Source organism: Methylophilus sp. 42 (assembly GCF_000384155.1).
Taxonomy (GTDB): domain Bacteria; phylum Pseudomonadota; class Gammaproteobacteria; order Burkholderiales; family Methylophilaceae; genus Methylophilus.
The window spans coordinates 968,919-981,976 of record NZ_KB913031.1 but is presented as its reverse complement, the minus strand read 5'-3'; the positions used below and the strand labels follow the sequence as shown (position 1 = coordinate 981,976).

The 13,058-nt window shown below is 50.9% G+C and carries 15 protein-coding genes; 8 read left to right on the top strand and 7 right to left on the bottom strand.

Translation table 11 applies throughout. The features are described 5' to 3' along the window. Positions 1-18: 18 nt before the first annotated feature. Together MET42_RS0104770 and serB are read right to left on the bottom strand one after the other, a co-directional pair. Complete coding sequence (locus MET42_RS0104770) at positions 19-225, bottom strand: cold-shock protein (protein ID WP_019881669.1); 207 nt, start codon at positions 223-225, stop codon at positions 19-21. Positions 226-470: 245 nt separating this feature from the next. Beyond that, positions 471-1,310, bottom strand: coding sequence for a phosphoserine phosphatase SerB (gene serB / locus MET42_RS0104765; RefSeq protein ID WP_029512324.1), 840 nt, complete (start codon positions 1,308-1,310; stop codon positions 471-473). A gap of 149 nt (positions 1,311-1,459) precedes the next feature. Here serB and MET42_RS0104760 point away from each other — a divergent pair, with 149 nt between their 5' ends. Then, complete coding sequence (locus MET42_RS0104760) at positions 1,460-2,236, top strand: elongation factor-1 alpha (RefSeq protein WP_232411324.1); 777 nt, start codon at positions 1,460-1,462, stop codon at positions 2,234-2,236. Positions 2,237-2,344: 108 nt separating this feature from the next. Here MET42_RS0104760 and MET42_RS0104755 read toward each other — a convergent pair whose 3' ends face one another. Continuing rightward, positions 2,345-2,830 carry a PEP-CTERM sorting domain-containing protein gene (locus MET42_RS0104755; RefSeq protein ID WP_232411322.1) on the bottom strand — a complete coding sequence of 162 codons (486 nt, stop codon included), beginning with the start codon at positions 2,828-2,830 and terminating at the stop codon, positions 2,345-2,347. Positions 2,831-3,084: 254 nt separating this feature from the next. On the opposite strand from MET42_RS0104755, the gene sucC reads away from it, so the two are divergent. From sucC to MET42_RS0104720, 7 genes are all read left to right on the top strand, one after another. Next, entirely contained in the window at positions 3,085-4,254 is a 1,170-nt protein-coding gene (gene sucC, locus MET42_RS0104750; RefSeq protein WP_019881665.1) for an ADP-forming succinate--CoA ligase subunit beta, read from the top strand. Between the two features lie 2 nt (positions 4,255-4,256). Next, positions 4,257-5,138 carry a succinate--CoA ligase subunit alpha gene (gene sucD / locus MET42_RS0104745; RefSeq protein ID WP_019881664.1) on the top strand — a complete coding sequence of 294 codons (882 nt, stop codon included), beginning with the start codon at positions 4,257-4,259 and terminating at the stop codon, positions 5,136-5,138. Positions 5,139-5,152: 14 nt separating this feature from the next. Then, the gene (locus MET42_RS0104740) at positions 5,153-6,169 is read left to right on the top strand and encodes an ankyrin repeat domain-containing protein (protein ID WP_232411319.1); all 1,017 of its coding nucleotides are present in this window, start codon (positions 5,153-5,155) and stop codon (positions 6,167-6,169) included. 29 nt (positions 6,170-6,198) lie between these two features. Further along, positions 6,199-7,800, top strand: coding sequence for an NAD+ synthase (locus tag MET42_RS0104735; RefSeq protein ID WP_029512322.1), 1,602 nt, complete (start codon positions 6,199-6,201; stop codon positions 7,798-7,800). A 78-nt stretch (positions 7,801-7,878) separates the two neighbouring features. Continuing rightward, positions 7,879-8,217: a P-II family nitrogen regulator gene (locus tag MET42_RS0104730; RefSeq protein WP_019881661.1), complete on the top strand. Its 339-nt coding sequence runs from the start codon at positions 7,879-7,881 to the stop codon at positions 8,215-8,217. A 64-nt stretch (positions 8,218-8,281) separates the two neighbouring features. Beyond that, complete coding sequence (locus MET42_RS0104725) at positions 8,282-8,626, top strand: DMT family protein (RefSeq protein ID WP_198289760.1); 345 nt, start codon at positions 8,282-8,284, stop codon at positions 8,624-8,626. Between the two features lie 125 nt (positions 8,627-8,751). Beyond that, positions 8,752-9,246 (top strand): FxDxF family PEP-CTERM protein, encoded by a 495-nt coding sequence (locus MET42_RS0104720; RefSeq protein ID WP_019881659.1) that lies wholly within the window; start codon positions 8,752-8,754, stop codon positions 9,244-9,246. A gap of 71 nt (positions 9,247-9,317) precedes the next feature. Here the strand turns inward: MET42_RS0104720 and kdsB are convergent, their stop codons facing one another. The 4 genes from kdsB to msbA are packed head-to-tail and all read right to left on the bottom strand — an operon-like array spanning position 9,318 to position 13,036. Further along, positions 9,318-10,064 carry a 3-deoxy-manno-octulosonate cytidylyltransferase gene (kdsB, locus tag MET42_RS0104715; protein ID WP_019881658.1) on the bottom strand — a complete coding sequence of 249 codons (747 nt, stop codon included), beginning with the start codon at positions 10,062-10,064 and terminating at the stop codon, positions 9,318-9,320. Positions 10,065-10,066: 2 nt separating this feature from the next. Continuing rightward, positions 10,067-10,249: a Trm112 family protein gene (locus MET42_RS0104710; RefSeq protein WP_019881657.1), complete on the bottom strand. Its 183-nt coding sequence runs from the start codon at positions 10,247-10,249 to the stop codon at positions 10,067-10,069. After that, the gene (gene lpxK / locus MET42_RS0104705) at positions 10,239-11,282 is read right to left on the bottom strand and encodes a tetraacyldisaccharide 4'-kinase (RefSeq protein ID WP_019881656.1); all 1,044 of its coding nucleotides are present in this window, start codon (positions 11,280-11,282) and stop codon (positions 10,239-10,241) included. Before lpxK ends, MET42_RS0104710 begins: the two co-directional genes overlap by 11 nt. Beyond that, the gene (gene msbA, locus MET42_RS0104700) at positions 11,282-13,036 is read right to left on the bottom strand and encodes a lipid A export permease/ATP-binding protein MsbA (protein ID WP_019881655.1); all 1,755 of its coding nucleotides are present in this window, start codon (positions 13,034-13,036) and stop codon (positions 11,282-11,284) included. Before msbA ends, lpxK begins: the two co-directional genes overlap by 1 nt. Positions 13,037-13,058: the final 22 nt, after the last annotated feature.

Genomic DNA, 13,058 nt, shown 5'->3' with positions numbered 1-13,058 from the left:
TCACCCAAACGCACGTGCTTAAGCAATCACTTGAATGGCTGACGCTTGTTTACCCTTAGGGCCTGTTGTTTCTTCATAAGAAACACGCTGATTTTCTGCCAGGCTTTTAAAACCAGCAGATTGAATCGCTGAGAAATGCGCAAATAAGTCATCGCCACCTTGATCTGGCGTAATGAAACCAAACCCTTTTGCATCGTTAAACCACTTCACAATACCTGTTGCCATAATAATTCCTTAAAAAATGAATGGGTTTCCCCTAATTAAAGGCGAGGGTCAAGTAGCGGGATTAACGATAGAACCGAAAGATAACACCAGAGAAAACAACAATGCTTGAACTTCGCGTGGGCACACTATGCACGTTAATCGCCACAATAGCAAACGATTTTTTAAGAAAAGTATAAATAAATCAATTATTTATTTAAAAAACCATCCTAGCAGACTGCCTCTCATTGATCGACTGAGCGCAGCAACTAGATGGTCAACAGATTGGCGACGCCATCCAGGCCTACCACATTCAGTGCATACATGGCTTGCTGCTGCACCACTGGTTTGGCGTGATAAGCCACACCGACCGCAGCCACGGCCATCATAGTCAGGTCATTGGCGCCATCACCAATGGCGATGGTTTGCGTGGCATCCAGACCGAGTGCTTCGCGCAGATTCAATAACTCATCGGCCTTGCGCTGGGCATCTACAATATCGCCCAGCACCTGGCCGGTCAATTTGCCATCGACAATTTCCAGCGTATTGGAGACGGCATAATCCAGCCCTAGCGTATCTTTGACATAATTGGCGAAAAAGGTAAAGCCGCCAGACACCACCATGGTTTTAATGCCATGTTGCTTGCAGGTATTAATCCACTCTTGCGCGCCTGGATTAAAGGTTAAGCGCTCCTCGATCACGCGTTGTAGCGCTGTCTCTGGCAAGCCTTTGAGCAAGGACACACGCTTGCGCAAACTGGCAGCAAAATCCAGCTCACCGCGCATGGCAGCCTCGGTGATCTCGGCCACTTGCGGCTTGAGGTTCATCATGTCGGCAATTTCATCAATACACTCAATGGCAATCAGGGTCGAGTCCATGTCCATGACGCACAGACCTATGTTTGGCAGGCGGTGGGCATCCTGCACAATGGCGCAATCAATCTGCTGGCTGGTACAAAATGCCTTCACATCGAGGTATTCCCCCTCTGCGACCGGTAGGTAATACGCATGTTGCGCCACTTGCATAAACTGCGTATGCCCACCGACCAAGCCATGAATATGAGACAAATGTGCCATGCTGATGGCAGGACCTTGAACCACTAAACGCATGATAAAAATCACTAATTAAACAAAAGCGCGATTATACCAGTTGCCTACATAAACGCTGAGAACAGGCTGTTTTTAAGGAGTATTTCTGTTTTTGGAATGCCACAAGCGATGGTATGCTTGCAAGCAAATTAAAAAACCCCGGGAAACGTATGAAACAAGACTCACAAATATTGCCATGGCTGAACCTGCCCAACCTGCCATTGCCACTTAAAGCGCTGTTTATCGGTTACCTGCTAGTGATTGGCGTTGGCTTGTGCATGGCTGGTTTGCAAATCATGCTCACACACGGTATGGCTGATGGCAAATTCGGCTTATCCGTCAACGATATTGTCTACAGCTATTATGGCGACCGCAGCGGTACTAAACTGGCCAGCAAGTTAAATGGCTCCATGTCTGACAAAGCACCGCTGGAAGTGCGCCAGGACATCATCAAATGGGCACAGCAAGGTGCACCAGAAGACCAGTGGGAATCACATTACAAGCAAATCTTTGCCCAGCATTGTATTGTCTGCCACAGCAACATTCCCGGCATTCCCAACTTCACCAAGTATGAAGAAGTGAAATCACGTGCTGAAGTGAATGAAGGCGCCACGATTAGCGGCCTGACCCGTGTCTCACATATCCACCTGTTTGGCATCAGTTTTATTTTCTTTTTTATCGGCCTGATTTTCAGCTTTGCGGTTAACGTGCCTAAAACCGCCAAAATCGTCGCCATCGCCTTCCCGTTTGCGTTCCTGATTGTTGACGTCATGTCCTGGTGGCTGACCAAGCTGTCACCGCATTTTGCCTGGCTGACCATTATCGGTGGTGTTGGCTATAGCCTGGCTTCCAGCTATATGTGGGTAGTCAGCATGTATCAGATGCTGGTGCTGTCACGTAATGGAAAAGTGTATGGCAATGCCTGGGCGCAGGATTTGAACCAGTAACAATCTGGACTAGTGGCGCGATTGAATCGCGTGCCAGCCCACCGCAACAAAAAAGCCGTTTAACGCTAAGCGTTAAACGGCTTTTTTACATACAAGGAGATAAATCAATCAAATCAGTTTGCGACGGCTCACTACAGCCCCCATGACACCCAGGCCTAATATGATCATGCTGTAAGTGTTAGCTTCAGGCACAGGTGTGGTCACCGTATTGATCGTAGAGGTCAAAGCATAGCTACCGCCACCAGTCACGTTAAAACGCAAGCTGTAATCACCAGCTGCCAGGTTGGTGAAATTAAAACTGTAAACATCACCGGCAGACGCAGTGAAATCAGCAAGTGGTTTCAGCAGCGTTCCTGTGCCAGGCGTGTTTAAATACAAGCCAAATACTGCACCAGCATTATTGCTTTCCTGTAATTTTTTACTGAGATCCAAGCTACCAAAAAAATCAAAAATAGTACTTTGGCTAGGAAGATTAATAATGGTCGTTTTATCGAGCGAGGCGCCGTTCACATCGACACCAGAAACATTCAATACCAGCGCATTCGCGTGCATTGATACAGCCATTGCCGAAACTAATAGTAGTTTTTTCAACATGATCACTCTCCAATAATTTTTTATGTATAAAATATTACTACGATAACTATATTGAAAGCGATGACGAATGCCAATAGTCAATATGGGCTAACGCTTTAACGCAGGCATTTTTTGCAAAGTCTTACATACCTGACACCAGCAACGATATACGTATAAAATCGCATACTCGCATCACGGTTTTTTTGCCTGTGGTCTAGCCTTGAGCGCCCATTTGCGCGAAAATAGGCGCTTAATCATAAAAAGCGCTCACGCTCATGAATCTGCACGAATACCAGGCCAAACAATTACTGCAAAAGTATGGTTTGGCAACCCCGGCCGGTCTGGTCGTCCAATCCGAAGAAGCTGCTGCCGCTGCCACCAAAGAATTAGGTGGTGAAGCCTGGGTCGTCAAGGCACAAGTGCATGCGGGCGGGCGTGGCAAGGCAGGTGGCGTCAAGGTCGTGAAATCCGCGCTTGAAGCACAAACAGTTGCCGGTAGTTTGCTTGGCAAGCATCTGGTGACCTACCAGAATGCCCCTGATGGTCAACCGGTGCATCAGGTGCTGGTTGAACAGACGTTGCCGATTGCACGCGAGCTGTACTTGTCCATGCTGGTTGACCGCACGCTGGAACGCGTGGTCATGGTCGCCTCCAGTGAAGGCGGTATGGATATCGAAGAAATTGCTGCCACGCAGCCGGAAAAAATCCTGCAGGAAGTCTGCGACCCGCTCAATGGCCTGGTGGATTACCAGGCCCGCAACCTGGCATTTAGCCTGGGGTTAAGTGGTGAGCAGATTGGCGCGTTTACCAAACTGGCCAAAGGCTTGTACAAACTGTTTAAAGACAATGACCTGGCACTACTGGAAATCAATCCGCTGATTGTCACCGCAGATGGCAAGTTGGTCGCGCTCGACTGCAAAATGACCGTCGATGACAACGCACTGTATCGCCAAAAACCCTTTGCCGAAATCCGCGACTGGTCGCAGGACGACACCAAAGAGGCCGAAGCCCACCACAGTGGTCTCAACTATATTGCCCTGAATGGCAATATTGGCTGTATGGTCAACGGTGCTGGCCTGGCCATGGCGACCATGGACCTGATCAAGCTGCACGGCGGCATGCCTGCCAACTTTCTGGATGTGGGCGGTGGCGCCACGGCAGAGACTGTGACTAAAGCCTTTAAAATTATTCTGGCAGATAGCAATGTTAAAGCCATTCTGGTCAACATTTTTGGTGGCATCATGCGTTGCGACATTATCGCGACCGGCATCATCACAGCCGTGCGCGAAGTCGGCATGACGATTCCTGTTGTGGTTCGCCTTGAAGGCACCAATGTTGAACTGGGCAAGCAAATGCTGCGCGACAGTGGCTTGAATATTATTTCTGCGGAGGGCCTGACGGATGCGGCCCAGCACGCGGTCAAAGCAGTGAGTAAAGGTGTGTAGTCATGGCGATTTTAGTTGATAAAAATACCAAAGTATTGTGCCAGGGCTTCACCGGTAAACAAGGCACCTTTCACTCTGAACAGGCACTGGCCTATGGCACCAAAATGGTGGGCGGTGTGACGCCAGGCAAAGGCGGCCAACAACACCTGGACCTACCTGTATTCAACACCATGCGCGAAGCGGTGAAAGCAACCCAGGCCAATGCCAGCGTGATTTACGTGCCACCGCCATTTGCGGCTGACTCTATCCTGGAAGCGGCAGATGCTGGCATTGAGCTCATTGTGTGCATCACAGAAGGCATCCCGGTACTGGACATGCTGAATGTAAAAGCCGCTTTGCGTGCCAACGGCACCAGGCTGATTGGCCCCAACTGCCCGGGCATCATCACGCCTGGCGAATGTAAAATAGGCATTATGCCGGGCAGCATTCATCAACGCGGTAAAGTTGGCGTGGTATCCCGCTCTGGCACCCTGACCTATGAAGCCGTGCATCAAACGACTGCGTTGGGCTTGGGTCAAACCACCTGTGTCGGCATTGGTGGCGACCCGATCAAAGGCCTGAACTTTATTGAGTGCCTGGAACTCTTTCAGAAAGACCCTGAAACTGAAGCCATTATTATGGTCGGCGAAATTGGTGGTAGCGATGAAGAGGCTGCGGCTGACTTTATCAAGCATCACGTCACCAAACCAGTGGCCGCTTATATCGCAGGCCTGACTGCACCAAAAGGCAAGCGCATGGGCCATGCCGGTGCCATTATTTCGGGCGGCTCAGGTAAAGCGGAAGATAAAATCTCCGCCCTGGAATCCGCTGGCTGCGTGGTTGCCGCCTCCCCTGCTGGCCTGGGTGAAGCAGTACTCGAAGCCATCAAACGCGCGACAACATAAACAAAGGAAACGGCATGAAGCATCGTCCTCAGACCACCCATCGGCTTGGCGCTCTTTGCATGAGCGCCAGCCTGTTGCTGGGGCTATCCTTGCCGCTGCCTGCACAGGCTGCCAAAAAAGCACCCGTTGATGAAACCAGCATAGAACCAAGCGCCAATATTTCCTACCTGTTGATCGCGTCGTCCAAAGGCGACCTTGCCACGGTCAAGGCACTGCTTAAAAGTGGTGCCAACCCCAATGTGACTGACAGTGAAAAAATCACGCCCATCATGTATGCCGCCCGCAAAAACCAGGCTGAAGTCATACGTGAACTGCTGGCCCATGGCGCCGACATCAATGCCAAAGATCAAGGTGGTTGGACCGCACTGATGTTTGCGGCGAAAAAGAATAATATTGACGCGGTGAAAGCATTGCTGGAAAAAGGCGCGGACGTCAAAGTACGCGATCCGGCTGGCTGGAGCGCGCTCGGCCTGGCGGCGACCTCTGGTTATAGCGAAGTCGTGGGCCTCATTATTGAACGTGGCTTTGACGCCAATGTACGTTCTTCAGATGGTAAAACCGTGCTCATGTATGCCGCAAAAAGTGGTGATGTGCCTACCATCACCTCAATTTTAAGCCACGGCGCAGATGCCAACCTCAAAGACAAACTCGGCACCACCGCTTTAATGATCACCGCCAGGGAAGGCTTTACCCCTGCTGCCATTTACCTGCTGGAGCATGGCGCCAAAGTGGATGAAGAGGACGAGCACGAATGGACGGCATTGACCTGGGCGGTCACTAAAAATCAAACCGAAGTCGCCAAAGCATTACTGGAGCATAAGGCGGATGTTGACCACAAAGACAGTGAAGGCACGCCATTGCTGCATTTGGCGGTGAGCAACAACTCACCTGACATGGCGCGCCTGTTATTGGAACATGAGGCCAATGTCAAAACCCGCGACCAATATGGACTCACCGCTTATGTCTACGCACTGAAAGGCCAGAATCCTGCCATGGTAGAGCTGATTAAAGCGGCTGGTGGCAAGTACTGACCACTCAAGCACTCAATAAATAGGGCATCATGAAACTCGCAATTGCTCAAATGAACTGCATGGTTGGTGCCATGCAGCAAAATGCAGAACGTATCCTGGCGCTCGCTAATCAGGCCCATGAGGCAGGTGCAAGACTGTTACTCACACCAGAGCTGGCACTTTGCGGTTATCCGCCTGAAGACCTGCTATTCAGGCAAGATTTTTATGCCGCCAACCAGCGCGCCCTGCAGTGGTTAGAACAACAGTTGCCAACCGATATCGCAGTGGTGATCGGTCATCCACACACGGTCGCAGGCAAACGGTATAACGCGGCCTCGGTGATCCACTCTGGCAGAATCCAGGCCACCTACCACAAACACAACCTGCCCAACTATAGCGTCTTTGATGAAGAGCGTTATTTTGAAGCGGGCGATCTGCCCGTCGTATTTGAATGGCATGGCGTACGTTACGGCATTTTAATTTGTGCCGATAGCTGGGAACCAGCACCGGCGCTGCAAGCCTTGCAAGCGGAAGCACAAGTGCTGTTGACCATCAATGCCTCCCCTTACCACTTACACAAGCAACAAACCCGTTATCAGGTACTGCGTGACCGTATCAAGGAAACCGGCCTGGCGATAGTTTATGCCAATATGGTTGGCGGCCAGGATGAACTGGTGTTTGACGGTGCCTCGTTCAGCATGAATAGTCAGGGTGCGTTAGTACAAGAACTGCCGATGTTTGAAGAACACCTGGGTTACCTCACCCTGCAACAAACGCAACCAATACTGACAGACATCAGCCAACCATTATCGACAGAGGCAACTGTATACAAAGCCTTGGTGCTGGGCTTGCAGGATTACGTCAACAAAAACAAGTTCCCGAGCGTCGTGCTGGGACTGTCCGGCGGTATAGACTCTGCGCTGACGCTGGCGATTGCCGTCGATGCGCTGGGCAAAGAACGCGTCAAAGCAGTGATGATGCCATCAGAATTTACCGCCGGGATCAGCGTCGAAGATGCTGCTGAAATGGCGCACCTGGTAGACGTCGATTACAGCGTATTACCCATCAAGCCGCTGTTTGAAGGCTTTTGTGCCACCTTGGCTGATGAATTCGCGGGCAAAGCATTTGACACCACTGAAGAAAATTTGCAGGCACGTATACGCGGCATGTTACTCATGGCGCTCAGCAACAAATTTGGCAGCCTGGTGCTCACCACCGGCAACAAGTCTGAAACGGCCGTTGGCTATAGCACACTGTATGGCGATATGGCTGGCGGCTTTGCCCTGATTAAAGATGTGCCAAAAACACTGGTATATCGACTGGCCACTTATCGTAATCAGTTAGGCCCGGTGATTCCAGAGCGCATTATCACGCGCGCGCCAAGTGCAGAACTGCGCGCCAACCAGACCGACCAGGACAGTTTGCCAGCCTATGAGGTACTGGATGCCATTATGGAAGCCTACGTTGAAAAAGACCTCAGCGTAGAGGCCATTATCGGCCTGGGCTACACACAGGCTGACGTACAGCGTGTCACGCGCCTGATAGACCGCAACGAATATAAGCGCAGGCAAGCCGCTGTGGGCGTGCGCATTACCGAGCGTGGCTTTGGCAAAGACCGCCGCTACCCAATTACCTGCAATCTGGCTTTTTAATTCGAAATCACTGTGACATTTGAATAAAAAGCACTGCTTGCGTAGAATACTAGACAAAGATTTATCCACGGAGCGCGTATGAAAAAAGTAGAAGCCGTCATTAAACCCTTTAAACTGGATGAAGTACGTGAAGCCTTGTCTGCCATTGGCGTCAATGGTTTGACCGTCACAGAAGTCAAAGGGTTTGGTCGTCAAAAAGGCCACACCGAGCTTTATCGCGGTGCAGAGTATGTGGTGGATTTCCTGCCAAAAATCAAAATTGAAGTTATTTTAGCCACTGACATGGTAGATGGCGCGATCGAAGCAATTATCAAAGCTGCACACACCGGCAAAATTGGCGATGGCAAGATTTTTGTTACTTCTGTCGAACAGGTCATCCGCATCAGAACCGGCGAAACTGGCGAAGCTGCTATTTAATTCAATCAATATATCGTGTGACGCAGCGCAATGCGTCACACAGTGACGTGGCATGGCGCCTGGTATGTCTTACACCCTGATTAAAACCGTACTGTTACTCTCGGCAGCCAACCTGTTTATGTTGTTTGCCTGGTATGGCCATTTGCGCGACCTGCACCAAAAGCCACTGTGGATTGCCATTATTGCCAGCTGGAGCATTGCCCTGATTGAGTATTGCTTTCAGGTGCCCGCCAACCGCATTGGCTTTACCCAGCTCAACCTGGCACAGCTCAAGATCCTGCAAGAGGTGATTACGCTGGTCATCTTTGTCCCCTTTGCGGTGATGTATATGCAGCAACCACTTAAATGGGACTATGTGTGGGCAGGCCTGTGCATGATGGGCGCAGTCTACTTTATCTTCAGAACCTGACGCTCGATAGCGCCATCCCCAAGACCCCAGCCATGTGCTGACCCTAACGGGCTATTTCCCTGCTGACGCCAGGTTGTCATAATCCGTCTCAGCAACATTTTAAAAATATCAATCGGGGAAAAATCATGTTTAAGAATCTGTTAGTCGCAGCATCACTGTTGGCCAGCACCTCTGCTTTTGCCACCACTACAACATTCAGCGGTAATGATCACCCAGGTACCAGCTTATCCCACACTGTAAAAATCAACATTTCTTACCTGGACGGCAGCTTTGATCTGACCGGCGTGTTGGACCCAAGCCTGAGATTGCTGCACGAAAACAACTCCGGTTTGTATCAAGGCCTGACAATCATCAGTGATGCAGACGATACATTTACTTATGCGCCTATCCTGACACCATTGGTAGACCTGGACTTGACCAGATACACATTCAGCGTGTCTAACCTGGCTGCAGGCAACTATACACTGCAGTTCAACCTGATTGCCGGTGGTCATTACGAAGGCAGCTACACCATCAACCCAATCACTGTACCAGTGCCAGAACCAGAAACTTACGGCATGATGTTCGCCGGTTTGGCTTTGATGGGTGCGATTGCTGTACGCCGTCAAAGAAAAAACTAATAATGCGTGCTTAAAAAGCGCCAATAAAAAAGCCTGCTGATGCAGGCTTTTTTATTTTGGTCGGCTGGCAATCAAGCAAGCGACGCAGCAAATACTTCCCTAACCAAGTCTAAATCATCTTGCGTATCGACTCCGCTCGCAGGAGCATGATCCGTGACCGTGACTGCAATCTGGTAACCGTGATACAACACGCGTAATTGCTCCAGGCTTTCAATTTTCTCCAGTGTAGTCACTGGCAGGCTGGCATATTGTTTTAAGAAGCCCACACGATAGGCATAGATACCAATATGGCGATAGGCAGCAGGACTTTGCCTGTATTCCGCATCACGCGGAAACGGGATTGCAGCACGGCTAAAATACAAAGCTTGTTGTTTTGCATTTAATACCACTTTGACCACGTTTGCGTTATCGAAAACTTCTGCCTCATGGATAGGATGGCAGGCGGTGGACATCACGGCTTGCGGGTCATTCGCCAGGGTTTGTGCGACCTCATTAATCAATAGCGGATCTATCAGTGGCTCATCGCCCTGCACATTAACCACGATCACATCGTCCGGCCAAGCCATTTTTGCGACCACTTCAGCAATACGATCCGTGCCAGACACATGATCCTCACGCGTCATGACGGCATTAAAGCCATGCTGCTGAGCAGAATGCATAATGTCTAGATGATCTGTCGCAATCACGACTTCATTCGCCAGACTTTTTGCCGCCTGCGCAGCGACCCGGATTACCATCGGCTTACCAGCGATATTCAGTAAGGGTTTACCCGGTAAACGGGTGCTGGCAAAACGGGCAGGAACAACCACCTTAAACATCGTTATTCGCTATACTCGTGCTCATCCAGGCGGCGAGCTTCGTCTTCGAGCATGACCGGGATACCATCCCGCACCGGATAGGCTAGGCGTGCATTTTTTGAGACCAGCTCCTGCTTTTGCTTGTCGTAAACCAACGGCCCTTTGGTCACTGGACAGACCAGGATTTCCAGTAATTTAGAATTCATTTTTGACTTCCTTTGCATGCTTGTGTTTCAACAGGCCAATGACAGACTCTGCCAGTGATTGATCATGGCCGACAGGACTTAGTTCAGCCGACATGGGCAGAAACCAGGCATTTTCCAAGCCCAGATGCTGACATTTTACGGCATCTTTCTCTGTCATCAGTATGGTTTTTCCGCGCAACGCTATAAAGTCGGCCTGGCTATAGGCATAATGATCTGCCAGCGGACGTTGTTCGCAGTCCAGGCCCATGGGCGCCAGCAGGTCAAAAAAGCGCTGCGGATGCCCGATACCAGCCATCGCCACCAAGGTCTGCTCAGCGTACTGCCCACGCAGTCGCTCAGTGCTGGTCTCGCTGGAAAAATCAGCAACCGACGTCCAGGTACCCATGCGCAAGCCCAACTGGTAAGTGTTCACAGGCTCGGGCGTGGCAGGCAATTGCCCGGTTTCGACCACCAGGTTGACCGAGCGTAAACGACGCAATGATTCACGTAAGGGGCCGGCAGGCAATAATCGCCGATTGCCTATGCCCAATGGCCGCTGCACTACTGCAATTTCAATATCGCGCTGCAAAGCATAGTGCTGCAAGCCATCATCACAGATCAACACATTCACCTCGGGATGTGCCTTGAGTAATGCCAGGCCACCAGCAGCGCGTGTAGGGTCCACCCACACCGGACAGCCCGTACGGCGGGCAATCAATACCGGCTCATCGCCGCACAGTGCTGGCTCGCTTTCAGGAGCAACCTCCCCCTTATGCTGACCACCGTAACCGCGGCTCAAGATTCCAGGCACATACCCGGCAGCACGTAATTGCTGCGCCAGGTAAATCACCAACGGCGTTTTACCAACACCACCAACAGAGATATTGCCAACAATGATCACCGGTACTGGCAAGGCCTGGCTTGAAAATAAGCCGATGTGGTAGCCATAACGCCTGCCCGCTGCCAGTAGCGCAAATAACCACGATAACGGCAACAGCAGGCATTGCGCCCAGCCGTTTATTTGCCATTGCCGCTCAAACCAGGTGCGCAACATTAGTCGTCTTGAAACTGCTTGTGATAAAGCCTGCTGTAATAGCCGTTTTGTGCCAGCAAGGTTTGGTGTGACCCGGTTTCAATAATGTCACCATGATCCATGACAAAAATTCTGTCGGCGTTCTCCACCGTACTCAATCGATGCGCAATCACAATCGTCGTGCGGTCACGCATCAGGCGATCCAGTGCCATTTGCACATGCAATTCTGATTCACTGTCTAACGCAGAAGTCGCTTCATCCAGCAGCAATACCGGCGCGTTCTTTAAAATCGCACGCGCAATCGCCAAACGCTGTCGCTGTCCGCCAGACAGGCGTACGCCACGATCACCAATCTCGCTTTGCAGGCCTTGCGGCATTTGCTGGATAAACTCCCAGGCATTGGCCGCTTTTGCCGCATCTATGACTTCCTGCTCGCTGGCATCGCGCAAGGCACCATAGGCAATATTATTAAAAATGCTGTCGTTAAATAACACAATATCCTGGCTAACCAGTGAAAACTGCGCGCGCAAATTGTCGAGCTGATAGTCCCGCACATCATGGCCATCCAGCAACACGGTGCCGTGCTGTGACTCGTAAAACCGCGGCAACAAATTCACCAGCGTGGTTTTACCGCTGCCAGAGCGCCCAACCAGTGCGACCTTTTCACCCGCGGCGATCTCAAAACTCAAGGCAGACAAGGCATCTTTTTTGGCTTGCGGGTAACGCACGGTGACTTGATCAAAACGCAATGCGCCCTGGGCGCGAGCGACCTGATAGCGACCTTGATCGACTTCGTTATCAATATCCAGCACATCAAATACACTTTGTGCCGCCGCCAGGCCAATCTGCAAATCTTCATTGGCGGCGGTGATGTGTTTGATTGGTGCAATCAGCATCATTAACGCACCGACAAAGGCAGCAAATTCGCCGACTGTAAACTGTGCCAGCGCATAAAAAACCACCAGGCCCAAGGCCACAGCAGACAGAATTTCAATGACAAAGCTATTGAGGCCGGAGATTCTGGCGGTACGTAATTCCAGTTGGCGGTTACGGCTCACCACTTCACCAAAGCGGTCATTCTCGAACGCCTGTGCCCCAAAAATCTTGACGATACGCTGTGCAGCAATGGCCTCCTCTGCCGTTTTGGTAATCTCGCCAACCGCCTGTTGTACCTTTTTAGCATTCGCCCGTAACTTAGGCGTGGTGCGCGCAAGGTACAAACCCATCAATGGGGCAACCAAGGCAAAAATCAGCGTCAGGCGCCAATCCAAATACAGCATGTAACCAATGAGGCCAACCACCGTCAATACATCGCGCAACACGTTAAGCGCAGAGCGTGTAACTACCGTAGACAGGCGTTCAATATCGTAGGTCATTTTGGAGACCAACAAGCCATTGGAGTTGGCATCAAAAAAACTCACCGGCAACATCAGCAATTTGGCAAAAATTTGCTTGCGCAAGACTTCCACCACGCGCCTGGCCACCGTGCGCAGGCTGTACACAGAAAAGAATCCGGCCACGGCCCTGATCGCCATCAGGCCAAACAGCATCACAGGCAGCACATAGGCATCATGATCGACAGACTTGGCAAAGCCTTCATCGGTGACCTTTTTAATCAAGGCCAGGAATAGCGTATTGCTGGAGGCGAGAATGCCGGTAGACACCATGGACAATGCAAAATGCATCTTGTAGTGCCAGGCATAGGCAAACAAGCGCTTGTAGAGCAAGACAGGATTAGTAACGATGACTGATTCAGAAGCGGGCTTACGCGCCATGCGATTTTCTCGGGCAGACTAA

Coding starts and splice junctions, on each gene's coding strand:
- sucC (WP_019881665.1), top strand. CDS start 3,085: ATGAATCTGCACGAATACCAGGCCAAACAATTACTGCAAAAGTATGGT.
- MET42_RS0104755 (WP_232411322.1), bottom strand. CDS start 2,830: ATGTTGAAAAAACTACTATTAGTTTCGGCAATGGCTGTATCAATGCAC.
- MET42_RS0104720 (WP_019881659.1), top strand. CDS start 8,752: ATGTTTAAGAATCTGTTAGTCGCAGCATCACTGTTGGCCAGCACCTCT.
- MET42_RS0104735 (WP_029512322.1), top strand. CDS start 6,199: ATGAAACTCGCAATTGCTCAAATGAACTGCATGGTTGGTGCCATGCAG.
- MET42_RS0104725 (WP_198289760.1), top strand. CDS start 8,282: ATGTCTTACACCCTGATTAAAACCGTACTGTTACTCTCGGCAGCCAAC.
- MET42_RS0104710 (WP_019881657.1), bottom strand. CDS start 10,249: ATGAATTCTAAATTACTGGAAATCCTGGTCTGTCCAGTGACCAAAGGG.
- sucD (WP_019881664.1), top strand. CDS start 4,257: ATGGCGATTTTAGTTGATAAAAATACCAAAGTATTGTGCCAGGGCTTC.
- MET42_RS0104740 (WP_232411319.1), top strand. CDS start 5,153: ATGAAGCATCGTCCTCAGACCACCCATCGGCTTGGCGCTCTTTGCATG.
- lpxK (WP_019881656.1), bottom strand. CDS start 11,282: ATGTTGCGCACCTGGTTTGAGCGGCAATGGCAAATAAACGGCTGGGCG.
- MET42_RS0104730 (WP_019881661.1), top strand. CDS start 7,879: ATGAAAAAAGTAGAAGCCGTCATTAAACCCTTTAAACTGGATGAAGTA.
- MET42_RS0104760 (WP_232411324.1), top strand. CDS start 1,460: ATGAAACAAGACTCACAAATATTGCCATGGCTGAACCTGCCCAACCTG.
- serB (WP_029512324.1), bottom strand. CDS start 1,310: ATGCGTTTAGTGGTTCAAGGTCCTGCCATCAGCATGGCACATTTGTCT.
- kdsB (WP_019881658.1), bottom strand. CDS start 10,064: ATGTTTAAGGTGGTTGTTCCTGCCCGTTTTGCCAGCACCCGTTTACCG.
- MET42_RS0104770 (WP_019881669.1), bottom strand. CDS start 225: ATGGCAACAGGTATTGTGAAGTGGTTTAACGATGCAAAAGGGTTTGGT.
- msbA (WP_019881655.1), bottom strand. CDS start 13,036: ATGGCGCGTAAGCCCGCTTCTGAATCAGTCATCGTTACTAATCCTGTC.